Source organism: Flavobacterium sp. PLA-1-15, assembly GCF_049060005.1.
Lineage (GTDB): Bacteria > Bacteroidota > Bacteroidia > Flavobacteriales > Flavobacteriaceae > Flavobacterium.
This window is the reverse complement of sequence record NZ_JBMGQS010000001.1, coordinates 248,504-271,406: the sequence shown is the minus strand read 5'-3', so window position 1 is coordinate 271,406 and position 22,903 is coordinate 248,504. Positions and strand designations below refer to the sequence as shown.

21 protein-coding genes and 1 tRNA gene are annotated in these 22,903 nt (G+C 34.1%); 19 read left to right on the top strand and 3 right to left on the bottom strand.

Translation table 11 applies throughout. The features are described 5' to 3' along the window. Nucleotides 1–72 precede the first annotated feature (72 nt). Together ACI6PS_RS01215 and ACI6PS_RS01210 are read right to left on the bottom strand one after the other, a co-directional pair. Nucleotides 73–1,641 (bottom strand): L,D-transpeptidase family protein, encoded by a 1,569-nt coding sequence (locus tag ACI6PS_RS01215; protein ID WP_421010716.1) that lies wholly within the window; start codon nucleotides 1,639–1,641, stop codon nucleotides 73–75. 113 nt (nucleotides 1,642–1,754) lie between these two features. Further along, nucleotides 1,755–3,686, bottom strand: a complete 1,932-nt coding sequence (locus ACI6PS_RS01210) for an amino acid permease (RefSeq protein ID WP_421010715.1) — start codon at nucleotides 3,684–3,686, stop codon at nucleotides 1,755–1,757. A 194-nt stretch (nucleotides 3,687–3,880) separates the two neighbouring features. On the opposite strand from ACI6PS_RS01210, the gene ACI6PS_RS01205 reads away from it, so the two are divergent. From ACI6PS_RS01205 to ACI6PS_RS01155, 11 genes are all read left to right on the top strand, one after another. Next, the gene (locus ACI6PS_RS01205; RefSeq protein WP_421010714.1) at nucleotides 3,881–4,519 is read left to right on the top strand and encodes a peroxiredoxin; all 639 of its coding nucleotides are present in this window, start codon (nucleotides 3,881–3,883) and stop codon (nucleotides 4,517–4,519) included. Between the two features lie 87 nt (nucleotides 4,520–4,606). Further along, on the top strand, nucleotides 4,607–4,915 hold the full coding sequence (locus ACI6PS_RS01200) for a thioredoxin family protein (RefSeq protein WP_421010713.1): 309 nt from the start codon (nucleotides 4,607–4,609) through the stop codon (nucleotides 4,913–4,915). An 11-nt stretch (nucleotides 4,916–4,926) separates the two neighbouring features. Further along, entirely contained in the window at nucleotides 4,927–5,184 is a 258-nt protein-coding gene (locus ACI6PS_RS01195; RefSeq protein ID WP_310026590.1) for a DUF6952 family protein, read from the top strand. Between the two features lie 128 nt (nucleotides 5,185–5,312). Further along, on the top strand, nucleotides 5,313–5,810 hold the full coding sequence (gene tpx, locus ACI6PS_RS01190; RefSeq protein WP_421010712.1) for a thiol peroxidase: 498 nt from the start codon (nucleotides 5,313–5,315) through the stop codon (nucleotides 5,808–5,810). Between the two features lie 10 nt (nucleotides 5,811–5,820). Continuing rightward, nucleotides 5,821–6,195 (top strand): diacylglycerol kinase family protein, encoded by a 375-nt coding sequence (locus tag ACI6PS_RS01185; protein WP_421010711.1) that lies wholly within the window; start codon nucleotides 5,821–5,823, stop codon nucleotides 6,193–6,195. Between the two features lie 54 nt (nucleotides 6,196–6,249). Next, nucleotides 6,250–8,745, top strand: a complete 2,496-nt coding sequence (locus ACI6PS_RS01180) for a DNA translocase FtsK (RefSeq protein ID WP_421010710.1) — start codon at nucleotides 6,250–6,252, stop codon at nucleotides 8,743–8,745. A gap of 1 nt (nucleotide 8,746) precedes the next feature. Further along, a complete protein-coding gene (locus ACI6PS_RS01175; RefSeq protein ID WP_421010709.1) occupies nucleotides 8,747–9,388 on the top strand; it encodes a LolA family protein in 642 nt (213 codons plus the stop codon). 9 nt (nucleotides 9,389–9,397) lie between these two features. Continuing rightward, entirely contained in the window at nucleotides 9,398–10,969 is a 1,572-nt protein-coding gene (locus ACI6PS_RS01170; RefSeq protein WP_421010708.1) for an LptF/LptG family permease, read from the top strand. A gap of 5 nt (nucleotides 10,970–10,974) precedes the next feature. After that, nucleotides 10,975–12,111, top strand: coding sequence for a 3,4-dihydroxy-2-butanone-4-phosphate synthase (gene ribB / locus ACI6PS_RS01165; protein ID WP_421010707.1), 1,137 nt, complete (start codon nucleotides 10,975–10,977; stop codon nucleotides 12,109–12,111). Nucleotides 12,112–12,288: 177 nt separating this feature from the next. Further along, nucleotides 12,289–12,373: transfer RNA gene (locus ACI6PS_RS01160), tRNA-Ser, on the top strand. Nucleotides 12,374–12,646: 273 nt separating this feature from the next. Then, a complete protein-coding gene (locus ACI6PS_RS01155) occupies nucleotides 12,647–13,885 on the top strand; it encodes a site-specific integrase (RefSeq protein ID WP_421010706.1) in 1,239 nt (412 codons plus the stop codon). 124 nt (nucleotides 13,886–14,009) lie between these two features. Here the strand turns inward: ACI6PS_RS01155 and ACI6PS_RS01150 are convergent, their stop codons facing one another. Further along, nucleotides 14,010–16,763: an HNH endonuclease gene (locus ACI6PS_RS01150; protein ID WP_421010705.1), complete on the bottom strand. Its 2,754-nt coding sequence runs from the start codon at nucleotides 16,761–16,763 to the stop codon at nucleotides 14,010–14,012. Nucleotides 16,764–16,990: 227 nt separating this feature from the next. Here ACI6PS_RS01150 and ACI6PS_RS01145 point away from each other — a divergent pair, with 227 nt between their 5' ends. The 8 genes from ACI6PS_RS01145 to ACI6PS_RS01110 all read left to right on the top strand — a co-directional run bounded on the left by ACI6PS_RS01145 (nucleotide 16,991) and on the right by ACI6PS_RS01110 (nucleotide 22,788). Then, nucleotides 16,991–17,581 (top strand): TetR/AcrR family transcriptional regulator, encoded by a 591-nt coding sequence (locus tag ACI6PS_RS01145; RefSeq protein WP_421010704.1) that lies wholly within the window; start codon nucleotides 16,991–16,993, stop codon nucleotides 17,579–17,581. 100 nt (nucleotides 17,582–17,681) lie between these two features. Next, nucleotides 17,682–18,677, top strand: a complete 996-nt coding sequence (locus ACI6PS_RS01140) for a GNAT family N-acetyltransferase (RefSeq protein ID WP_421010703.1) — start codon at nucleotides 17,682–17,684, stop codon at nucleotides 18,675–18,677. Nucleotides 18,678–18,718: 41 nt separating this feature from the next. Then, nucleotides 18,719–19,621 (top strand): DMT family transporter, encoded by a 903-nt coding sequence (locus tag ACI6PS_RS01135; protein ID WP_421010702.1) that lies wholly within the window; start codon nucleotides 18,719–18,721, stop codon nucleotides 19,619–19,621. 33 nt (nucleotides 19,622–19,654) lie between these two features. Further along, nucleotides 19,655–20,098 carry a PaaI family thioesterase gene (locus tag ACI6PS_RS01130; protein WP_421010701.1) on the top strand — a complete coding sequence of 148 codons (444 nt, stop codon included), beginning with the start codon at nucleotides 19,655–19,657 and terminating at the stop codon, nucleotides 20,096–20,098. Between the two features lie 200 nt (nucleotides 20,099–20,298). Then, nucleotides 20,299–20,781, top strand: coding sequence for a DinB family protein (locus ACI6PS_RS01125; protein ID WP_421010700.1), 483 nt, complete (start codon nucleotides 20,299–20,301; stop codon nucleotides 20,779–20,781). A gap of 161 nt (nucleotides 20,782–20,942) precedes the next feature. Beyond that, entirely contained in the window at nucleotides 20,943–21,494 is a 552-nt protein-coding gene (locus tag ACI6PS_RS01120; RefSeq protein ID WP_421010699.1) for a DUF1572 family protein, read from the top strand. A 13-nt stretch (nucleotides 21,495–21,507) separates the two neighbouring features. Continuing rightward, nucleotides 21,508–22,026 carry a YfiT family bacillithiol transferase gene (locus ACI6PS_RS01115; protein WP_421010698.1) on the top strand — a complete coding sequence of 173 codons (519 nt, stop codon included), beginning with the start codon at nucleotides 21,508–21,510 and terminating at the stop codon, nucleotides 22,024–22,026. 18 nt (nucleotides 22,027–22,044) lie between these two features. Then, nucleotides 22,045–22,788: an SDR family oxidoreductase gene (locus tag ACI6PS_RS01110; RefSeq protein WP_421010697.1), complete on the top strand. Its 744-nt coding sequence runs from the start codon at nucleotides 22,045–22,047 to the stop codon at nucleotides 22,786–22,788. The last annotated feature ends 115 nt before the right edge of the window (nucleotides 22,789–22,903 follow it).

Genomic DNA, 22,903 nt, shown 5'->3' with positions numbered 1-22,903 from the left:
AAACACGAATTCCACTAATGTACACGAAATGATTTGTGTAAATTAGTGGAATTTGTGTTTTAAACTATTGGATTACTTGGCTTGTGTATATAATAAATTAGCCAATTTGTCGTCACGTTTGTAAATGTCTTGGTAGAAACTTACGTTACCATTTTCATCGGCCCAAGCTGTGAAATAAGCGATATACACTGGGATTTTATGATTTAATGTATAATACTTTTCAGTTCCGGCATTCATCGCTTCATCAATTTTTTTGGCATTCCAGTTTTTATCGCCTTCCAAGATTTTATTGGCCAATTCTTTGGCTTTTTCTACACGAACACAACCGTGACTCAAAGCTCTGGCATCCCTACCAAACAAACTTTTTGCAGGCGTATCGTGAAGGTAAATATTATTGGAATTTGGGAACATAAATTTTACTAATCCTAAAGAGTTGTTTGGTCCTGGCTTTTGACGCACGTTACCATTGTTCCATTCCATATTGTGTTTTGCCAGATAATCGCTATCTGCCTCAATTCCCGGTTTGATTTCGTTTTTGATGATGCTCGGCGGAATGTTCCAATACGGACTGAAAACCAAATAACTCATTTGTCCACTGAACACTACTGTTTTGTTGAGTTCTTTACCCACCACCACATTCGATTCTAAAACACGTTTTCCATCCTTAAAATATTGCATTCTGTACGAAGGAATATTTACGGCCACAAGCTCCTTTGCGTTCATCGTTTCGGGATTGATCCAACGGCATCGCTCCATATTTACGATGATGGTTTTGATTCTATCTTCAACAGAAACATTCAAATTCGCAACCATAGCCGGCCCGATTTTGTTATCGAATTTACGGTGATGACGGCTTTCATATTTCGTCAATGCTTCTTTTAATTCATCATCAAAAATGGTTTTCTTTGAATCGTTTTTTAAATCTCCAATTAGGAACAGTTTCTTTCTGATTTGAGCCACTGCAGTTGAAGAATCGCCCACTTTCAGCGATTTCACTCCTTCTGCCAATTGAATGGTTCCCCAACTACCCGCCTTTTGAATTTCACGGAATTTGTGCAAGGCTTTTTTTAGATTGTAGTATTGACCGATTAGCTCGCCTTGGTCTTTTTTAATTGAGTAAGGGTCCTTCAATAGTTCATCTAAATAATCAACGTAGGAAACATTTTCACGTGGTAAAAACCATCCGGTTTGCTTGCTTTTTTCAGCATCTAAGCCTTGCAAAACATTTTTGGTGTAGAAAAAATACATCGAGCTCACCAAGAAATCGCTTTCTGGACCCGGCTTCTTGCTTTCTCTTTGGTCAAAAAGATCGTCGATTTGCTTTTTGTAAGGCAATTGCACTTGCACTCCATCATTTTTAATCTGATTGATTCGGTTGTATAAAACTTCTGCAAAATCAATCCTTCCATCTTTATCATACCATACATAATGATAGTTTCTTTTTTGATACACTTCTTTCAATTCGCCTTCAAACTCCTTAAAATCTGGAAATTTGGCAATAAAGTTTGGTATATAAGTGCTGTCGAATTTTACCAATTCGTCCTTGGCAATAACAGCTGATTTTTCTTCCTTTTTTTTGCAGGAAGTAATCGTAATGAATACTCCAGCGATTAGGATAAAATATAATTTAAGATTTCTCATAGGGATTTGTTTTTTATTTTAAATATACACAAAAATATCTAGCGATGAAAAGGGTTAACATCAATTTAAGGATTGTGTTCCATAAAAAATCCCGGAAGAACCGGGATGTAATTTTAAATGTTCTGAACATTCAATTTGCTGTTTTTTCGGCTAAAGCCAAAATAAATAACCAAACCTAATAAAAGCCAGATGGAGAAATAAATCCAATTCCAAACGCTCAACTCGGCCATCATGTACAGACAGCAAACCAGACCTAATAAAGGTATTAGTGAAAGGTTTTGTCGCCAAGACCATACAGTTAAACCCAAGAGTACAATCAAAAAGATGTACATTGGAATTTTATGCTTGAAAAGGGCAAATCCTGTTTCGTATTTCAAGTCATTATCAATTGGCAATGCTTCTACCAAATCAATGTATTCCGTTTCGTTTTCACTGTAAGCGTTCAATATTTTTTCCAAATCACTCGTTTCGGATGTAATGCTTCTAGCGTCATTTGCTTTTAAATAAGTGAAAACATTTTCTGTTTGCTCTTTATCCAAAGAAGTTACAATAGCTTCTGGCGTATTGATTTGCTTTTCATTATTAAGGAAAGCCATCGTTGCTTTTTCATTATAAGTAAAAGAAAAAACCAAACCCGCAATCAATAAAACGGGAACAATATATTTTGAATTGATATAGGGCGTTTTGAATTTTCCTCGTGGGATATTCGGTTTGTTCTGCAACACCAAAACTCCGGCACAAACCAAGACAAACGCAAATAAAGTTCCGATACTGCATAAATCCGTAACCATTGTAAGGTTCAAAAACAATGCTGGGACAGCTACCACAAAACCGGTCACGATAGTTGCAAAAGAAGGTGTCTTGAATCTTGGATGTACTTTTGAGAATTTCTTTGGAAGCAACCCATCTCGGCTCATGCTCATCCAGATTCTTGGCTGTCCCATTTGAAAAACCAATAGTACGCTTGCCATAGCGACAACCGCACTAACAGCAATGATTCCCGACATCCATTTTAAATCCAGTTTATCAAAAACAAAAGCCAGCGGATCGCCTACATTCAAATCAGAATAATGCACCATGCCTGTCAATACTAAAGCAATGGCAATGTATAAAATTGTACAGATGATAATCGCCCACATCATTCCTTTTGGAAGGTCACGTTGCGGATTCTTGCATTCTTCGGCTGTTGTAGAAATCGCATCAAAACCTATATAGGCAAAGAAAACCGCCGAAACACCTTTCAAAACACCACTCACTCCGTTTGGAGCAAATGGATCCCAGTTGGTCGTATCTACATAAAAAACACCTACAGCGATTACTAAAAGGATAATACACAGCTTTACAACCACCATCAAATTGCTAGCATTTCTGGATTCTTTCATTCCTCTGTAAACCAATGCAGTAATCAAAATGATTATGAAAAGTGCAGGCAAATCAGCTACAAAATGAAACGATCCTATTGTCGGAGCGGTTGTCCAAGCGGTATAAGCAGTTTTTAATCCGGCCCCTAAATCTTCAAATGACTTCCCTCCTTGCATCAGTGCCGTTGCATCCGCAAAACCGTTTGAGGCCGTCAAATAATCCATTTGAATCCACTGCGGAAGATGAAGTCCGCCACTTTCGAGCAATCCTGTAAAGTAATCACTCCACGAAATGGCGACGGTAATATTCCCAATGGCATATTCCATTATCAAAGCCCAACCGATAATCCAAGCGATTATTTCCCCAAAGGCTACATAGGAATAAGTATAAGCACTACCAGAAACTGGTACCATTGAAGCAAATTCTGCGTAGGCAAAAGCCGCAAAACTACAAGCAAGGGCTGTAAAAAGAAACAAGAAAATAACTGCGGGACCGCCATCCGCACTTGCTTTCCCAATAGTGCTAAAAATTCCAGCACCTACAATTGCCGCAATTCCAAAAGCCGTCAAATCTCTAGCCGTAAGATGTTTTCCTAAAGAACTATGTCCGTCAGTTTCATTTTTTTCAACCTGCCTTAATATATCTTGGACCGTTTTCTTTCTGAATAAATTGGAAAAACCCATATTTGATTTTATCGTTAGTTTAAACAAATATATAAAACCAAATGAAATAGTATCACGTTGCTTTATAAAAATAGAATTTTTAAAATAGTCAAAAACTATCAAGTGATAAATAATTATAATAATTTTTGATGCAAAATTATTTAAGTCTGCCCTACTTTTGTAGTGTTCAAAAAATAACCATTAAAAAATATATTATGTCATTAGTAGGTAAAAAATTTCCAAGCATTGCAGTTGACGCCATTTCAGAAATGGGTGACAATTTAAAAATCAACATTTTTGAAGAAGCAACTAACAAAAACAAAAAAGTTTTATTGTTTTGGTATCCAAAAGATTTTACATTCGTTTGTCCAACTGAATTACACGCTTTTCAAGCCGCTTTGCCAGAATTCGAAAAAAGAAACACGATTGTAATTGGAGCTTCTTGTGACACTAACGAAGTTCACTTCGCTTGGTTGAATACTCCAAAAGACAATGGTGGTATTGAAGGAGTTACCTATCCAATTTTAGCGGATACAAACCGTAACTTGTCCAACATTTTAGGAATTTTGGATATTGAATCTACAAGCTACAGCGAAGATACGGATTCAGTGATCATCGAAGGTTCAAACGTAACGTACAGAGCGACTTACCTAATTGACGAGACAGGTAAAATTTTCCACGAAAGTGTAAATGATATGCCATTGGGAAGAAACGTAAATGAGTACTTGAGATTGGTTGATGCTTACACGCACGTTCAAGAAAAAGGCGAAGTTTGTCCTGCAAACTGGGAAGAAGGAAAACAAGCTATGAGCGCTGACAGAAACAGTACTGCTGCTTATTTGGCTTCAAACTAATTTAAACAATAAGTTGCAAAGTTTCAGAGACACAAAGTTGCAAAGTTTTGCTTCTTTGAAACCTTGCTACATTAAAACTCAAAAACTATGTTAATCGAATTAAACGAGGATACTTTACAAGATATCGTAGCAAAAACCAAAAAGGTTGTGGTGCAATATTCCGCTTCTTGGTGTGGAAACTGCCGTATCATGAAACCAAAATTCAAGAAATTGGCTTCAGAAAATGAAGACGTGACTTTTGTTTTGGTAGATGCTGAAAAATCTCCAGAATCAAGAAAATTGGCCAATGTTTCCAATCTTCCCACTTTTGCCACTTTTGTGGATGGAAAACTAGTGAACGAAACCCAAACGAATAAGGCTGAAGTTCTATCAGAATTGATTGTTGAAATATTATAAAAATCTTCCAAATGAAACTACCAGTTATCAAACATCTGACTCAATTTATTGAAGAAAATGATCAGGATTATATTATCGAAGCCATTGAAGTTCTTGAAGCCCTAACCGAAGTTCCCTCACTAAAGGATGAAGAGCTGGATGTTATTGGAGAATTGATTTCTAACATGTACGGAGCGCTAGAAGTGGACAAAATGGTAAAAGAAGGAACCGACAAAAAGGAAGCACTGAATGCTTTTATGAAAAGGGTTCTTGGTTCGATCGATAAATAATAGTTGCTTAGACAAATAATAAAAACGCTCTCATTCTGGGAGCGTTTTTTTGTCGTTTTCTATGCTTTGAGTGACTTTTATTACCGATTATTTTCATACTTTTGAACCTTAATTTTAACTAAAACAAAATGGCATCAATAACTTTAGGAGGAAATCCAATACATACGACTGGCGAATTACCAAAAACAGGTTCAAAAGCAACTGATTTTAAACTTATTAAAAACGATTTATCGGTAGTTTCTTTGGCTGATTTTGCGGGAAGCAGATTGGTTTTAAATATTTTCCCAAGTGTAGATACTGGAACTTGTGCTGCTTCTGTTAGAAAATTCAACGAAAAAGCAAGCCAATTGGAAAACACGAAAGTATTGTGTATTTCAAGAGATTTACCATTTGCCCAAAAACGTTTTTGTGGTGCCGAAGGTCTTGAAAATGTAGTGAATCTATCTGATTTCAAAGACGGAAGTTTTGGAAAAGAATACGGTTTGGAAATTACCGATGGCCCTTTGGCTGGTTTGCACTCAAGAGTTGTAATTGTGGTTGACGAAAACGGAAACGTTGCTTATACAGAACAAGTTAGCGAAATTGCTGACGAACCTAACTATGACGCAGCTTTAGCGGCTCTTTAATATTTTTTAAATGAAGGACGATCATTCTTTTGTAACCGGACGGTTAAAAAGTTTTAAATATGCGATTCTCGGCGCCTACAAATTAGTAACTACGGAACATAGCATTATGGTGCAATTTTCCTTAGGAGTTTTACTTAGTATTGCTGGTTTTTATTTTGAAATTACCAAAACCGAATGGCTTTTCCAGACTTTAGCTATAGGTTTGGTCTTAAGCATTGAAGGGTTGAATACTGCTGTAGAGAAAATTGCAGACTTTATTCATCCTGATTTTCATAGTAAAATTGGTTTCATAAAAGATATCGCCGCCGGTGCTGTGTTTTTCGCCGCCGTTGCCGCGCTGGCAATTGGATGCATTATTTATGTTCCAATAATTATGAGCTTGTAAAAGCCATTTATCTTTTAATTTTATTTATTTTTACTCCAATTAGCAACAACCTGAATGGCAAAAACGATTAAAAAAGAAACCGCTGGCAAGAAAAATGAAGCGGATACTGCTCCAAAAAAATCATTTAAAATTACCCGTCAACATAAAGTTGTAATTGGTAGTTTGCTTGTACTCTTTGCAATTTCACTTTTGTTGGCGTTTATTTCGTTTTACATTCACGGCCAACACGATCAAAGTGCCATCAGCGAATTAAGCGATCGAACTGTAAGCGTTCAGAATTGGCTTGGAAAGTTTGGTGCCTACTTGGCCGATGTTTTTGTTTACAAAGGTTTTGGTGTTGGAGCTTTTCTTTTTGTGCGATTGTTTTTCTTGACTGGAGCGTATTTGGTTTTAGATTTATCGGTAAAAAAATTAAAGAATACATGGTTTTGGGATTTGTTTGCAATGGTCATCATCTCCGTTTTGTTTGGATTTTTTGCACATTTTCTTCCAGAATTGGGAGGAATCATTGGTTACGAAATGAATCTGTTTCTTCAGGATTATATAGGAAAATCAGGCACTTTATTGGTTTTACTATTTGGATTGATTGTCTATCTTATTTTTAAAATAAAAATATCACCTGATTCTATCAAAGCTTTATTCGAAAAGACGAAAAAAGACCTCTCAGAAGATTTGGATTCCATCAAGACACCTTCAACCCAAAGCACTTATAATTTAGAGGAATTTGCAGTTGATGAAGAAGTGCAAGAAATTACACCAAGAGCTTTCACCGAACCTTTAGAAGAAGATGAAGATGATTTGGAATTGGAAAAAATTGTCATCAAACCGGCATCTCAATTTGAAATCAACAAGGATGCTTTAAAGCCAACGATTAGCAGTTCTTCTGAATTGATTTTGGAACCTACTGTTAAACCTTCTACCTTAGAGATAACTCCTCCAACACCACACATCGAAGAGGAATTTATCGTAGAAAAAGTGGCCGAAGAAGACATTATTGAAGAAAATTTGGCCTCTCGCCTAGTTGCAGATTTTGGTCTTTTTGATCCTACATTGGATTTATCCAACTATAAATTCCCAAGCCTAGATTTATTAAAGGAATATACTACTGGTGGCATCACCATCAATCAGGAAGAATTAGAAGAAAACAAGAACAGAATTGTTGAAACACTTCGTAATTATAAAATTGAAATTGCACAGATCAAAGCAACCGTTGGACCATCTGTAACCTTATATGAAATTGTTCCCGAAGCGGGAATCAGGATTTCGAAAATCAAAAGTTTGGAAGACGATATTGCTTTATCACTTTCGGCCTTAGGAATCCGTATCATCGCGCCAATTCCAGGAAAAGGAACGATCGGTATTGAGGTTCCGAACAAGAATCCTACTATGGTTTCAATGAAAAGTGTGATTGGTTCAGCGAAATTTCAGGAAGCAGAAATGGAACTTCCTATCGCTTTGGGAAAAACCATTTCAAACGAAACTTTCGTTGTCGATTTGGCTAAAATGCCTCACCTTTTGATGGCCGGGGCAACCGGACAAGGAAAATCGGTTGGTTTGAATGCCGTTTTAACTTCATTGCTTTATAAAAAACATCCGGCTGAAGTAAAATTTGTCTTGGTCGATCCTAAAAAAGTGGAGCTGACACTTTTTAATAAAATAGAACGTCATTATTTGGCAAAACTTCCCGATACGGAAGACGCCATTATCACCGACAATAACAAAGTAATCAATACTTTAAATTCACTTTGTATTGAAATGGACAACCGTTATTCTTTATTGAAGGATGCGATGGTTCGAAATATCAAAGAATACAACGAAAAATTCAAGGCACGTAAATTGAATCCAGAAAACGGGCATCAATTCCTTCCTTATATTGTTTTAGTGGTCGATGAGTTTGCCGATTTGATTATGACGGCTGGAAAAGAGGTTGAAACACCAATTGCACGTTTGGCCCAGTTGGCGAGAGCAATTGGAATTCACTTGATTATTGCTACACAAAGACCTTCGGTTAATGTAATTACGGGTATCATCAAAGCCAACTTCCCCGCTAGAATTGCATTTAGAGTTACATCAAAAATCGATTCTAGAACCATTTTGGACACACAAGGTGCCGATCAATTGATTGGACGTGGAGATTTGCTTTATACAAACGGAAATGACGTGGTGCGTGTGCAATGTGCCTTTGTAGACACACCCGAAGTTGAAAAAATCACTGAATTTATCGGTGCTCAAAAAGCCTATCCTAATGCTTATTTATTGCCAGAATTTATTGGCGGTGACGAAAGTGGCATTAAACTTGATATGGATATTTCCGAAAGAGATTCTTTATTCAGGGAAGCGGCCGAAATTATTGTAACAGCCCAGCAAGGTTCAGCTTCATTACTTCAGCGAAAGCTTAAATTAGGATACAACAGAGCAGGAAGATTGATTGACCAATTGGAAGCCGCCGGAATTGTTGGAGCTTTTGAAGGAAGTAAGGCAAGAACCGTAAACATACCTGACTTGAGTTCTCTTGATGATTTTTTTAACAATGAACAAAACAATTTTTAAGATGAAACATTTTATTCAGTTTGCTTTTTTATTAATTTTCAGCTTTTCGATTCAGGCACAGGACAAAAAAGCAAAAGCACTACTTGATGAAGTTACGGCTAAAGTGAAAAGCTACGATAATATTGTAATCGATTTTAAATATTCCTTGAACAACTCAAAAGAGAATATCAATCAGGAAAGTAAAGGAAACGTGACCTTGAAAGACAATCAATATGTATTGAACTTCATGGGAATTACAAAGATGTTTGACGGTAGAAAAGTATATACTATTGTTCCAGAAGACGAAGAAGTGAGTATTTCAAGCGTTGATGAAAAGGATGAGAATGCCATTACCCCTTCTAAAATGCTGACTTTCTTTAATAGTGGCTATAAATATTCTTGGGATATCCTTCAAAATGTAAAAGGAAGAAAGATTCAATATATCAAGTTGATTCCAAACAGTTCAAAAGACCAAAGAAAAGAGATTCTTTTAGGTATTGATACTCAAACGAAACACATCTACAACCTTATTGAAACTGGGAAAAATGGAACCAAAACGACAATTGTTGTTAATTCTTTTAAAACCAACCAACCATTATCAAAAAATCAGTTTACCTTTGTTCAGAGTAAATATCCAAAATACTATATCAACAAGTTAGACTAATTTCCCAGAGTGAAAATTCTTGACCGATACTTATTAAAAACATTCCTGATTACATTTACTTCGGTATTTGTAATCCTTTTTTTTATATTCATATTGCAAACGGTTTGGCTTTTTATAGCCGAGCTTGCAGGAAAAGATTTGGATTTGATCCTTATCGTGAAGTTCCTCCTCTACTCTATGCCAACCGTTATTCCGTTGGTTTTACCGCTTTCGATCCTTCTAGCTTCCATCATGACTTTCGGAGACTTATCCGAAAATTATGAATTTGCTGCGATGAAATCCTCGGGTGTTTCTTTGCAGAGAGCCATGAAAAGCTTGATTGTTTTTATTTTTGTTTTGAGTATTGCCGCTTTTGCATTTGCCAATAATGTAATTCCGTATGCTCAATATAAATTCATTAATTTCCGAAAAAATATTGCTCAGGTAAAACCTGCAATGGCAATAGCCGAAGGACAATTTAGCGATGTTGGAAATTTCAACATCAAGGTAGAAAAGAAATCCGGAGAAAATGGAAACCTTCTTCAAGGTGTAACCATTCATAAAAAATCATTAGGTGGTAATTCTAACAATGCCGTTATTAAAGCTAAGAATGGTGTGCTATTAAGCAGTGAAGACTCCAATATTTTACAATTGGTTTTATTTGATGGACATCAATATGAAGATGTGGTTCCAAAGAAATATGAAGACCGCAAAAAATTGCCTTTTTCCAAAAGCTCTTTCAAAAAGTATGTCATGAATTTGGATTTATCCTCATTAAACAAAGTTGATGTTGATGATGAAAAAGTTGCCAATACAAATACGATGCTTAATATCAATGAACTAAGATATACCTTGGATTCATTAAGCACCAACTACAACAATGATCTGATTTCATTTACAGAAAATGTTCATTTAAGAACTGGAATCACTTATCAGCAATCGCAAAAATCGATTCCATCATATAAGCAGGCCTTAAACAGGCCCGTTGAGGCTCCTATTTCAAAGACCATTACTAAAAACATTGATTCAGTTGATACAGGAAAAACAAAAGATTCTACTAAAGCTAAAGATTCTGTAAAATCTCAAAGCAAAGATTTAATAAAACGCAATGATATCATTCTTGCTAACTATAGCAATACTGAAAAGGCAAAGTTTTTAGAAATTGCCAGAAACAACACCACCAACACTATTTCTACCGTTATAGGAACAAAGGATGAGCTATTCAACAAGCAAAAAACCATTAACGAACATTGGATTGCATTGCATGACAAGTTTGTAATTGCCTACGCTTGCGTTCTAATGTTTTTTATAGGTGCTCCTCTGGGTGCAATTATTAGAAAAGGTGGATTGGGACTTCCAATAGTATTCGCGGTTTTAATTTTTATAACCTTCCATTTCATCAATACTTTTGGTAAAAAAATTGCTCAAGAAAATGAAATTGCCCCTTTTTTAGGAACTTGGATGTCTTCTATAATCCTGACTCCTTTAGCTATTTTGCTAACCTACAGGGCTACAAATGACATTGGATTGATTAATCTTGATGTTATATTGGCACCTTTTCAAAAACTTTTTAAAAGAAAAACACACAACAAAAATAAATAACTACAATGTCATCAGACAAAATACAACTCAACACAATAGAAGAAGCTATTGAAGACATCAGACAAGGGAAAGTAATAATCGTTGTAGATGATGAAGACCGAGAAAATGAAGGCGATTTCTTGGCTGCCGCCGAAAAGGTAACACCCGAGATGATTAATTTTATGGCCACTCACGGGAGAGGCTTAATCTGTACTCCATTAACCGAGAGCCGTTGCAAGGAACTTGATTTGAAAGCAATGGTTACCAATAATACCGACCACATGGAAACAGCTTTTACGGTTTCTGTAGATTTAAAAGGTCATGGTGTTACAACAGGAATTTCTGCTTTAGATAGAGCTAAAACAGTATTAGCATTAATAGAACAAGAAACAAAGCCATTTGATTTGGCTCGACCTGGTCATATATTTCCTCTTATTGCCAAGCAAGGAGGAGTTTTGAGAAGAACAGGTCACACTGAAGCTGCAATTGATTTTGCCCGATTAGCAGGATTCAAGCCAGCCGGTGTTATTTGCGAAATAATGAATGAAGATGGATCGATGGCACGCTTACCGGAATTAGTCGAAGTAGCTAAACGATTTAATTTAAAATTAGTTTCAATTGAAGATCTTGTGGCTTATAGAATGCAACACGATAGTTTGATTGTAAAAAAAGAAGATTTTGATGTAGAAACACGCTTCGGGACTTTTAGATTAAGGGCGTATGTTCAAACTACAAATAAGCAAGTCCACATCGCCTTAACAAAAGGAACTTGGAACCTAGGAGAACCTATATTGACAAGAATAAATTCTTCACAAGTAAACAATGATTTACTGGGCACTTTAACCAACAACGCAGATCAACAACTTGATGACATGTTTAAAGTGATCAACGAAGAAGGAAAAGGCGCCGTTATTTTCATCAATCAGGATATGCAATCAGTTAATTTATTAAACCGAATAACTGAATTGAAATCTTTACAAAGCGAAGGCATTATGAAAGCGCCAAAAATAATCATAGATACAAAGGATTTTGGTATTGGAGCACAAATTTTGCATGATATAGATATTTCTAAAATTAAGCTTGTATCCAATACCCCAGATCAAACTAAGCGTGTAGGAATGATCGGTTATGGGTTAGAAATCACAGAATACGTGAAGTTTTAAGCATTTTAAAAAGATTAGTGAAAATATTTTGAAAAATATCTTAAACCTAAATAAAAGAAAATGAAATGGTTAAAACCAAATAGATAATTTTCTTTATTTTTTAAGCGGAAAATGTTTTGATAATCAAAAAAGCGTGCTATATTTGCACTCGCAATCAGGTAATGAAAGCGACATACTGGAGAAATGGCAGAGCGGTCGAATGCGGCAGTCTTGAAAACTGTTGACTGTAACAGGTCCGGGGGTTCGAATCCCTCTTTCTCCGCGGAAAAAATCCTAAACGGTAGCAAAACCCTGTAAATCTTATGATTTACGGGGTTTTTTCTTTTGCAGACATTCCAAATTATTCATTCAATCTTATTTAAATCGAGATAAAATCGAGACCCTAGAAAATTCAAAAATTAGGGTCTCGCTAAATTACCTCAACACCTACAAACATTGGGTTCAACGACTGGTTCAATAGCTTGTTCAGTCAGTAAACATCTTGTTTGATTTCAATTAGGAATTTAAATTGAGTAATAATTAATTGGTCACCACAATGAAAACAAAAATCACACTTCACTTTTATGCTAAAAGCACAAAAGCCAATGCAAACGGACTACTTCCAATTTATGTAAGACTAACAGTTGATGGGAAACGACTTGAATTTAGTACCAAAAAGTTTGTAGAAAAATCCAAATGGTCAAACGAACTAGCTAAAATGAAAGGCACAACTGAAGAAGCACGTTCAATCAATAGCTACCTTGATTTGATGAAATCAAAAGTGTTGGATGCACAAATGGAACTACTCCACCGAAACGAGACCCTATCTATTGAAAACTTCAAAAGCAAATTACTTGGTACTGAAGAAAGACAAAGAATGTTAGTACCGATTTTCCAAGACCATAACAATAAGATAAAAGAACTCGTTGGAAAAGAATACGCTCCTGGAACATTAGAACGCTACACTACTTCATTGAAGCATACTATCGAATTTATGCAATGGAAATACAACGTTTCTGATATTGATATTACCAAGATTGATCACGCCTTTATAACCGATTATGAGTTTTGGTTACGAAGCGTTAGAAACTGTGCCAATAACACAGCAGTTAAATACATCAAGAAATTCAATAAAATAATAAAGATTTGTTTAGCCAATGACTGGCTAGATAAAAACCCATTTGCAAACTACAAATCAAAAGTCAAAGAAGTCGAACGAGTTTATTTAACTGAAAAAGAAATTCAAAGTTTAATTGAAAAAGATTTCAAAACAGAACGACTATCATTAGTTCGCGATATTTTTCTTTTTAGTTGCTTTACAGGTTTGGCATACATTGATGTTAAAAATCTAACAAAGTCGCATATTAGCTTCGGAATTGATGGCGAGAAATGGATATTCACTCACAGACAAAAAACAGAATCAGCTTCTAAAATTCCAATACTTCCAGTTACACAAATGATAATCGATAAATACGAAAATCATCCGCAATGTATCAACGAAGATAAACTACTACCTATTCTATCAAATCAAAAAATGAATGCCTATTTAAAAGAGATTGCTGGATTTTGTGAAATTGAAAAAGAATTAACCTTTCACATTGCTCGACATACTTTTGCAACGACTGTAACCCTTACCAATGGAGTTCCTATTGAAAGTGTAAGCAAAATGCTTGGGCATAAAAATTTGAGAACTACTCAGCATTATGCAAAAGTATTGGATAGAAAAGTGAGTGAGGATATGTTATTAATCAAGTATAAGTTTACTCCTAAAAATCTAAATGTAAAAATAAGTTGAATTTAAGAGCTTTATTTTGATGCATTCTTTAGCTATGTTATGGCAAATCAAAATTACGTAGATTAATTATTACTCCAAAAATTGAAAAAAAATAATATAATTAAACTCGAATCAAAACAGGAAGTTAATCTTCCTGTTTTGATTCTTTTAGACTGATAAGACTTTCAATCATTACATAATCCTCACCACTTTTTTCAGCGTCAGCTATGCCTAATTTCGACTTTCTCTTATCTGATGGTTTCTTAATTTTTTTGCGTGCTTTAGGAACAGCTTTATTTAATTTTTTACAGCTCTCTTTTCCAAGTTCATTATCCAAATTATAGAAAGCTTTTAATATATCTTCATGATCCTCTTTTTCTGTAAATCTTTGCATGGCATTTTCTACCATTGGTTGCAAAGCCTTAGCATATTCCTTTTTTGTTGAATCACTCCCATAGGCAAGTTGATACATTATCACTCTGAATTCATGTAGATTTGCTCCATAGTGCTTTTCAATGTTGCTTACAACTTTATTTAGGTCAAGTGCATCAACAAAATCTTTACTAAAGTTACTTGTTCCATATTGATTAAGCATTGAAATACTTAACAAACTTCCCCAATACCTCGGAGTAGCTTCTTCAAAATCTTTTTTTACTCTATTAAAATCTATAGAGTTTACAATTTGATTAACTTCTTTTTCAAAAAAAATCAATTCCGTCAATCCTGAGAAAAACATTTGAGGAAATCGAATTTCCTGTAAACTACATGTTTTAATCTGCAAACTGATTTTGTCAACTAAATATTTGAATTCACTTCTTTTGATATTTCCTACGTAATTGCGATAAAAAGAAATCAAGTCATATATCAAATCAATTTTTCCCTTTTCATTTCTTTCAATTATTGTCTGAAAATCCATAAAAGTTAATTTGTTTTGAAAATTTACGACCCATACCAAATGTCCTATCGAAATAGTATTAAATAACCATGGTAAATAATGAAATGCTTCGACATCTGAATTCTTAATAAGTTCGGCAAACTTATCGGAATCAATTCTATCCATAATTGGTTTAGTAACCTCTTTGCAATGGTATTGCAATGTAGCCCCCATTTCATTAAAATAGTACAACGTACCTTCATCCCCATTATTAATCAAATCGGCTATTTCATCCGCTTTATCTTTAAAAACTTCATTCGCAATTTTGCTGTGTCCTGGTAATGTTGTAGTGTGAAGGTGCTTTGCTAAAATTGACAATATTGGCAAACCATGCTTAATAGTTTCATTCGTTAAGCTCCTCCATTGATCTATAGTTAATGAAGCTGACCATCTTCTTGTATAATCATTCGCTTGCCCATACTTTAGCCACGACCAAAGAATCATTATTTCCTTAGCTCTTGTAAAGTCGTTAAACACTTCATCCAACAGTTCAGAGCAACCCGTTCTATTCATGAAGTAAGTGTTTTCGATAAATGATTTGGAAAACTCACGATGAACCGTTTTAAACTTGCCTCTGCTTTCGACTAAAATCCTTATATCACATAGATGATTTAATTTCTCTTTCAGCCATTCCCTTGTGGGTGCGGATTGCTTTTTTAAGATACTATTTCGACTATAGAACTCAATAATTTCATCAATACTTGAGCCTTCTTCAACTTTTGCAATCTGTTTAATTGAGATATAAAGTACAACTAAATCAAATCTGTCTTCAGCTTGAAGTTCTGTATATATTTTACTTATCCTCATTAGTCCTCCACCTAATATAAAAATAAACTGCCAAACGGTTTCTGTACTCTTAGCATAACTTTCAACAACCCTGTTTAAGTGCTGGTCCAAAGCTCCAAAACCAATTCTATCACCATTGTGATTATTGATTTCATTTTGAGTTAAGTAATTAACAATTTCTGTTTCATTTTCTAAAATAACAGATATAACCTCTTCGCGAAGTATAGGCCAACTAATATATTCAACACAATTAGGAAAATGTTGTTCTAAATTTCCTTCGCTATTGAAAGAGTTTCTTGTGTTTACAAGAATTATTTTTTGCTCTTTTTTTGCAAATTGTAAAATGCTTTCAATTTGCTCTGTTTTCAGTTTTGTATTTGCATCATCAATAATTAAAACTAGGTTCTTTTGTGCAAGTGTTAGAAATTGTGATATTTCTCTAGCAATTTCAACACTTGATTTATCAGAAACAACATATTTAAACACTATAGCGTCTTTAATGTGTCCGGCAATACCTTTTGCAAGAGTGGTTTTACCACTACCAGAACCGCCTGCAAGTATAAGTTTATTCTCTTTTTCAATGGTCTTTAAACAATGCTCAGATAAATATCCTTTTGCAAGCTGATGACAAACAGATCCTTTAGGAGAAGAAAAGGAAAAAACATCAGTAATATTTCCTTTTACTGAATAATCTATTATTTCAAATGCACCAAACGGGAAGGTAATTCCTTTTGTTCTGTATTCTTCTGCAATACTCCAAAGATTCTCCCAGGCTTTTTTAATAGATTTTTGTTCTTCAATAGTTATTTTTTTTGAATGTATGTTAGCATGGTCATTCGGACATACTAAAGCCAAGTTATCTTCATTATTATTTCTACTTACATGGTATTCATCTATATGATGTATATGAAATGGTCTTGTAGAGATACCATCTGAACAGTAGCAACAAACCTCACCGCTTTTTGATAAAACAGCATCTAGTACTTCATCTGATATTGGCTCCCTTTTCGTTTTAGCATATATCAAATCAGTTTCATTTTCTGTAAACCCGACCTTTAAAAGAGCATTTTTACTCATGGGCTTTAGACTACTAAGATTTAAGGATTTTGATTCAATTTTTTGAATCAAATCTGTGTCAAAACCTAACTCTAATAAGCGCTTTTCCGAATCCTTTCTCATAATGAATATGTTATGCGTGAGTAAAATTAAAAAACATTTTTAAATGACCATTCAATATATAATATTTACTAATTATCTACTAGATTATTTTCAAAATTGCTCTATTCAAAAAGGAGAATGTTTCGTGTAAATTTACAACCCTAAAAATATTTTAATTCAAAATTAGACCGTTTGGTTTATTTTGATTAGTTTTGTATTGTTTTATAATTATTTACACTTAACAAATAATGTCAAAGTCAGAAAACACTAGACAATTTATAGTAGAGAAAACAGCCCCAGTTTTCAATACAAAAGGTTATGCTGGTACTTCAATGAGTGATATCATGAGTGCAACCGGACTTTCAAAGGGTTGTATTTATGGCAATTTTGAAAACAAAGATGAAGTTGCTTTAGCTGCTTTTGACTTTAATCATAATAAGGTTAATGAACATATGAAGACTAGGATTTTAGCAACTGACAATTCAATTGAGAGGTTGTTAGTATATCCTGACACTTATAAGAACTATTTCAAATACTCCTATTTACAAGCTGGTTGTCCCATTTTAAATACATCTACTGAAGCTGATGATACTCATCCTAAATTGAAAGAAAGAGCCTTTAAAGCATTGAATTTTTGGAAAACTTCAATTGAAAATCAGATAAAAAGAGGTATTCTAAGGAAAGAAATAAAAGAAGATACAGATCCTACAGAAGTGGCAGTAATTATGATTTCTATGATTGAAGGAGCATTTATGCAGGCAAAAGTAACAAATAGGACTACGGAACTAAAAATAGCAATGGGGTTCTTGGAAAAAATGATTTTAAATCTGAAGCTCTAAAATTTTTTATCAAAAAAAAGACCGATTGGTCTATTTTGTATAAATTAGAAATAAAGAAAGAAAACTCTAGAAAATTTATCTATCACTTATAAATATGGAAATGATGAAAATAGTAAAGTATAAACCAGAGTATCAAAAACAGTTTGAACAATTGAATAAATCTTGGGTCGAGAAATATTTTAAAATTGAACCGATGGATGAGACCATTCTCTCCAATCCAGATGAATTCATTATAAAAAATGGAGGGAAAATATTCTTTGTAGAGTATCAAAGTAAAATAATTGGAACAGTTGCATTGATATACGTAAGCGATGGTGTTTTTGAGTTAGCAAAAATGGCTGTTAGTGAATCGTTTCAAGGACTTGGTGCCGGCAAGCTTCTCTGTAAAATTGCTATTGATGAAGCAAGAAAAATGAAGGCCACAAAACTAATCTTATTTACAAACTCAAAATTGAAACCTGCTATTAGTATTTATCACAAATTAGGTTTTAAAAATGTTCAATTAGACGGACAAGAATATAAACGTGCTGATACTAAAATGGAATTGGTAATCACTAATAAGTGGTTTGATAGGGGTTTCAATTTTGATTTCGGTATAGAGCAGTATAATAACTTATTAGATAGATTAGAAAATTTCCCGATGATATTAAATCAAACACTTGATCAGATTCCTGAACAATTTACAACTTATAATACAGAAGGTAAATGGTCTATTAACCAAAATATCGGGCATCTATTTTTACTAGAAATAATATGGCGAGCTAGGTTTCAGGAAATAAACGATGGAAAAAACATGATGTCTCCTGCTGATTTAAACAACACTGCTACTAATAGATCTTCTTTCAACAAATTATCGATAACGGAGCTTACTAAATGCTTCTGGTATGAGCGGATAAAGACAATAGATTTTCTAAAAAGTTTAAATAGTGATGATATACTTAAATCAAGCATTCATCCAAGATTAAATCAGCCCATGAGAGTAATTGACTTGATGTATTTTGTAGCGGAGCACGACCAGCATCATATGAATACAATATTGGAAATTATAAATAATAAGTTTTTTACGAAATATGAAAAAGGAAATACTATCAAATAAAATCAGGTCCATTGACTTTTCTCAACCCTTATATTTTAAAAATGCAAACTAATAAGAACATTATAGCATACATAGCTCTCGCAGTAGTTTCCATTGTATGGGGCACAACTTATTTTTCGCTTCGCATTGGTGTAGAAACTTTTCCTCCATTTATGTTCTCAGCTATTCGTCACATTGTAGCGGGAAGTTTGCTCTTGTTAATTCTAAAGATAGTTGGAAATTTAAATCTCAACAAATCAATTATTATTAATCAGCTTATTTTAGGAATATTAATGATAACATTAGGAAGTGGAGTAATAGGTTGGTGTGAACGTTATATCCCAAGTGGATTAGCGGCTTTGATTGTTTCCATTTTGCCATTATACATTATTGGACTAAATTATTTAGTTGGATTAGAACGACAAAAAATGAACAGACAAATAGTTACAGGTCTTTGTTTGGGGTTTATTGGAATAGCTTTAATTTTCAAGGATAATCTCAAGGATTTTGTAAATCCAACCTATTTAACAGGTACATTAATCACATTCGGAGCCTGCTTTTTCTGGGCAATAGGAAGCGTCTATTCAGCAAAGAATCGGTTAAAAGGAAACAGTTTGCTAAATGCTGCCTTACAAATGTTTTTTGGAGGTTTAGCTCTCATGGCGATGAGTATCTTTATGGATGATTATTCAGAATTACAAGTCATCAGTTCTGATGCTATTTGGTCTCTAGTTTATCTCGTAATAATAGGCTCAGTAATATCATATCCTTGCTACGTTTATGCATTGGAAAAGTTACCCATAGGTATTGTTTCATTATATGCGTATATCAATCCAATCATCGCTTTAATATTGGGCTACTTCCTCTTGAATGAAAAAATTACATACACCACTGTTTTAGCACTTTTTAGCGTGACAATTGGTATCTACAATATAAATCGCGGATATCAAAATAATATAAAATAGCTTATAAATGTTTAACCTCCAATACAATAAAAGATGAATATAGAAAGAAAAGCACAGTTAAAGCAAAGCTTTGAGCGGTCTGAAATAATGAAATTATATGGTGCCGAAGCAAACGTAATTTCTGAGGGGTACTTTGAAACTATTGTAGCTAAACAAAAGTTTATGCTTCGTCCTGCAGGTATGTTTAACGGAAGTACTATAGCTGCCTTGGTAGATGTATCCTCGGGCTATGCAGCTGCTTCCTCAAAAGAATCAAATAGTTATTTCACAACTGTTGAACTAAAAATAAATTACTTAAGTCCTGCTTTGGGTGATAAACTCATCGCGAAAGCACAAGTAATTAAAAACGGTAAAAGGCTTTCAGTAGTTAGATCTGATATTTTCGTTATCGATAAAAATAAAGAAACAATAGTGGCTACTTCTTTAGTTACATTAATGTGTCTTCAAAATAAAAGCAACGAAACACAAATAGACTAAACTTAAATTTATATAACATCTAAATTTTCAGTCAGTTAAAAATGCCTTACTCCGGGAATGTAACTATTTCAATATGTAAATGGCTCTTGACAATGGCTGAACACGAGATTCATCATGGAGCACAAATATACATATATCTGAATTGCCATCAATGTTTGGTTTAAATTCAGATGTTAGCATACAATAAAAAAAAACATCAAATGGATATAAAAATTGTAAAAAACATCATCGGACAACTAAAAGACATTCAAAGTGGAGTGACATGGTATGATGATAATTTTGAAAAAAAACTTGAACCAATAACGAACGAAAAAGCATTTGAGAGGCCAATTCCTCAAATTCATAGCGTAGCGGAATTAGTATCGCATATTTTGGTTTGGCGGAAAGCTTTAATTAATAAACTCAACGGACATGAATCTGACCTTACAATCGAAAGTGAGGAAAATTGGAAAAGTAACGAAGAGTTAAAAAAAATTGGTTGGAAAAAACTGAAATCGGATTTAAGGAAAAGCCAAAACGAATTGATTGACTTCCTTGCTGATAAAAACGATGACTATCTTGAGAACAATAAATATAATGGGAAACATTCGCTCAAATATATGGTCGAAGGAATAATCCACCACGATTTATATCATTTAGGTCAAATCGGAATAACAATTAAATTACTGAATAACAATACATAATGGTTATAAATAATTTCTTGTCATCACCAATCTCTGAAAATCCGAAAAGATTTTCAATTTAGTGCATACTTGCAAAGTTAACTGCTAACCCACTCAACTACTTATAACCGAGAACGATAATATCAAAAACAAGTAACTACAAACTTTAAAATTTAATAATTATGGAAAGCTATTTAAACAGCGTAAAAAAGCAATTTGAGTACTACAAAATGCTAGGCGAAAAAGCCATGGAACAATTGGAAGAAAATCAATTGTTCTGGCAATACAATGATGAAAGTAACAGCATTGCTGTTATTGTTAACCACATCACAGGCAATATGCTCTCTCGATTTACTGATTTTTTGACTACCGATGGAGAAAAGCCATGGAGAAATCGTGACGCAGAATTTAATAATCCTTTCAGTAGTAAAGAAGAATTGATGAATCGATGGAAACAAGGCTGGGAATGTCTAATTCAAGTACTAGAACAACTGACTGAAGCAGATATGGAACGTGTAGTTTATATCCGCAACGATGGCCATTCCGTTGTAGAAGCTATTAATCGTCAATTAGCCCACTACCCTTATCACATCGGCCAAATGGTATTCATTGCTAAAATGATAAAAAATGATCAATGGCAAACTTTATCTATTGCTCGAAATAAATCAACAGATTACAACAGCCGTAAGTTTTCACAAGATAAGGAACGAAGACATTTTACAGATGATTTATAATTAATTGATAGAAATGGAAAATCAAAATTTAAGATACCCGATTGGTCAATTTATAAAACCAGCGAATATAGAAAAGAGTCAGTTGGATAGTTGGATTGAAACCATAGGTTCTTTTCCTTCTGTATTGAATAATATGCTAGAAGCAATATCCGAAAGTCAACTTGATATTCCTTACAGAAAAGATGGGTGGACCGTTAGGCAAGTTGTACATCACTGTGCAGATAGTCACATAAATGCATTTATTCGTTTCAAGCTCGCTATGACAGAAGATAACCCTGTAATTAAACCTTACAAGGAGTCTTCATGGTCTGAATTAGAAGATAGTAAGTACTTACCAATAAGTTCATCCCTATCCATTATACAAGGGATTCACTACAGATGGCATATTCTTTTGAAAAATCTTGATGCTGATACATTAAAAAGAAAATATACTCATCCCGAACACGGGAAGGAATTCACATTGGAAGAAGCAATTGGTATGTATTCTTGGCATTGCCAACATCATTTGGCTCATATAAAATCCATATTGTAATAATAAAAATAATAAGAAATGAAAACAATGTTAATAACAGGATCTAGCCGTGGTATTGGTGCGGCTACGGCAGTACTTGCTGCTCAAAGAGGATTTTCAGTGGCAGTGAACTACAATAAAAATATAGAAGCGGCAGAAAACATAGTTGAAAAAATAAAATCAACTGGAGGCTCTGCAAAAGCATTTAAGGCAGATGTTTCTAATGAGGCTGAAATAATACGACTATTTAACGAGGTTGACACAGAGTTTGGGAATTTAACTTGTTTAGTAAATAATGCCGGAATATTGGAACAGCAATCTAAGTTAGAAAATATAACGTGGGAAAGATTACAGCGAATATTTCAAGCCAATACTTTAGGATCTTTTATTTGTTGTAGAGAAGCAATTAAAAGAATGTCAACTAAATATGGTGGCAACGGAGGAACTATCATAAATGTGTCGTCAATTGCTTCTAGAACCGGAGCACCATTTGAGTACATTGATTACGCAGCATCAAAAGGTGCTATCGACTCTCTCACTATTGGATTATCTAAAGAGTTGGCAGAAGATGGAATCCGTGTAAATGCAGTACGACCAGCTTTTATACATACCGACATTCACATTTCTGGAGGAGAACCTGGAAGAATAGAAAGAGTAAAAGAGAGCATTCCATTAAAAAGAGGTGGATTAGCAAGCGAAGTTGCAGAAGCTATTCTTTGGCTTGCATCTGAAAAGTCATCTTATTCCACAGGAATATTTATTGATGTAACAGGAGGGCGTTAATTCAATTTATAAATCTTGATTAATAAGAAAATAACAATAGTAGGATAACACTTTAGCCTCTCTCCATTAATTTAAGCTTCTTAAGATACAAATTAGTGTAAAGTAAATCATAAGC

What these genes read in the sequence shown, in the direction of transcription:
- ACI6PS_RS01215 (WP_421010716.1), bottom strand. Translation starts at nt 1,641, where the DNA reads ATGAGAAATCTTAAATTATATTTTATCCTAATCGCTGGAGTATTCATT.
- ACI6PS_RS01210 (WP_421010715.1), bottom strand. Translation starts at nt 3,686, where the DNA reads ATGGGTTTTTCCAATTTATTCAGAAAGAAAACGGTCCAAGATATATTA.
- ACI6PS_RS01205 (WP_421010714.1), top strand. Translation starts at nt 3,881, where the DNA reads ATGTCATTAGTAGGTAAAAAATTTCCAAGCATTGCAGTTGACGCCATT.
- ACI6PS_RS01200 (WP_421010713.1), top strand. Translation starts at nt 4,607, where the DNA reads ATGTTAATCGAATTAAACGAGGATACTTTACAAGATATCGTAGCAAAA.
- ACI6PS_RS01195 (WP_310026590.1), top strand. Translation starts at nt 4,927, where the DNA reads ATGAAACTACCAGTTATCAAACATCTGACTCAATTTATTGAAGAAAAT.
- tpx (WP_421010712.1), top strand. Translation starts at nt 5,313, where the DNA reads ATGGCATCAATAACTTTAGGAGGAAATCCAATACATACGACTGGCGAA.
- ACI6PS_RS01185 (WP_421010711.1), top strand. Translation starts at nt 5,821, where the DNA reads ATGAAGGACGATCATTCTTTTGTAACCGGACGGTTAAAAAGTTTTAAA.
- ACI6PS_RS01180 (WP_421010710.1), top strand. Translation starts at nt 6,250, where the DNA reads ATGGCAAAAACGATTAAAAAAGAAACCGCTGGCAAGAAAAATGAAGCG.
- ACI6PS_RS01175 (WP_421010709.1), top strand. Translation starts at nt 8,747, where the DNA reads ATGAAACATTTTATTCAGTTTGCTTTTTTATTAATTTTCAGCTTTTCG.
- ribB (WP_421010707.1), top strand. Translation starts at nt 10,975, where the DNA reads ATGTCATCAGACAAAATACAACTCAACACAATAGAAGAAGCTATTGAA.
- ACI6PS_RS01155 (WP_421010706.1), top strand. Translation starts at nt 12,647, where the DNA reads ATGAAAACAAAAATCACACTTCACTTTTATGCTAAAAGCACAAAAGCC.
- ACI6PS_RS01150 (WP_421010705.1), bottom strand. Translation starts at nt 16,763, where the DNA reads ATGAGAAAGGATTCGGAAAAGCGCTTATTAGAGTTAGGTTTTGACACA.
- ACI6PS_RS01145 (WP_421010704.1), top strand. Translation starts at nt 16,991, where the DNA reads ATGTCAAAGTCAGAAAACACTAGACAATTTATAGTAGAGAAAACAGCC.
- ACI6PS_RS01140 (WP_421010703.1), top strand. Translation starts at nt 17,682, where the DNA reads ATGATGAAAATAGTAAAGTATAAACCAGAGTATCAAAAACAGTTTGAA.
- ACI6PS_RS01135 (WP_421010702.1), top strand. Translation starts at nt 18,719, where the DNA reads ATGCAAACTAATAAGAACATTATAGCATACATAGCTCTCGCAGTAGTT.
- ACI6PS_RS01130 (WP_421010701.1), top strand. Translation starts at nt 19,655, where the DNA reads ATGAATATAGAAAGAAAAGCACAGTTAAAGCAAAGCTTTGAGCGGTCT.
- ACI6PS_RS01125 (WP_421010700.1), top strand. Translation starts at nt 20,299, where the DNA reads ATGGATATAAAAATTGTAAAAAACATCATCGGACAACTAAAAGACATT.
- ACI6PS_RS01120 (WP_421010699.1), top strand. Translation starts at nt 20,943, where the DNA reads ATGGAAAGCTATTTAAACAGCGTAAAAAAGCAATTTGAGTACTACAAA.
- ACI6PS_RS01115 (WP_421010698.1), top strand. Translation starts at nt 21,508, where the DNA reads ATGGAAAATCAAAATTTAAGATACCCGATTGGTCAATTTATAAAACCA.
- ACI6PS_RS01110 (WP_421010697.1), top strand. Translation starts at nt 22,045, where the DNA reads ATGAAAACAATGTTAATAACAGGATCTAGCCGTGGTATTGGTGCGGCT.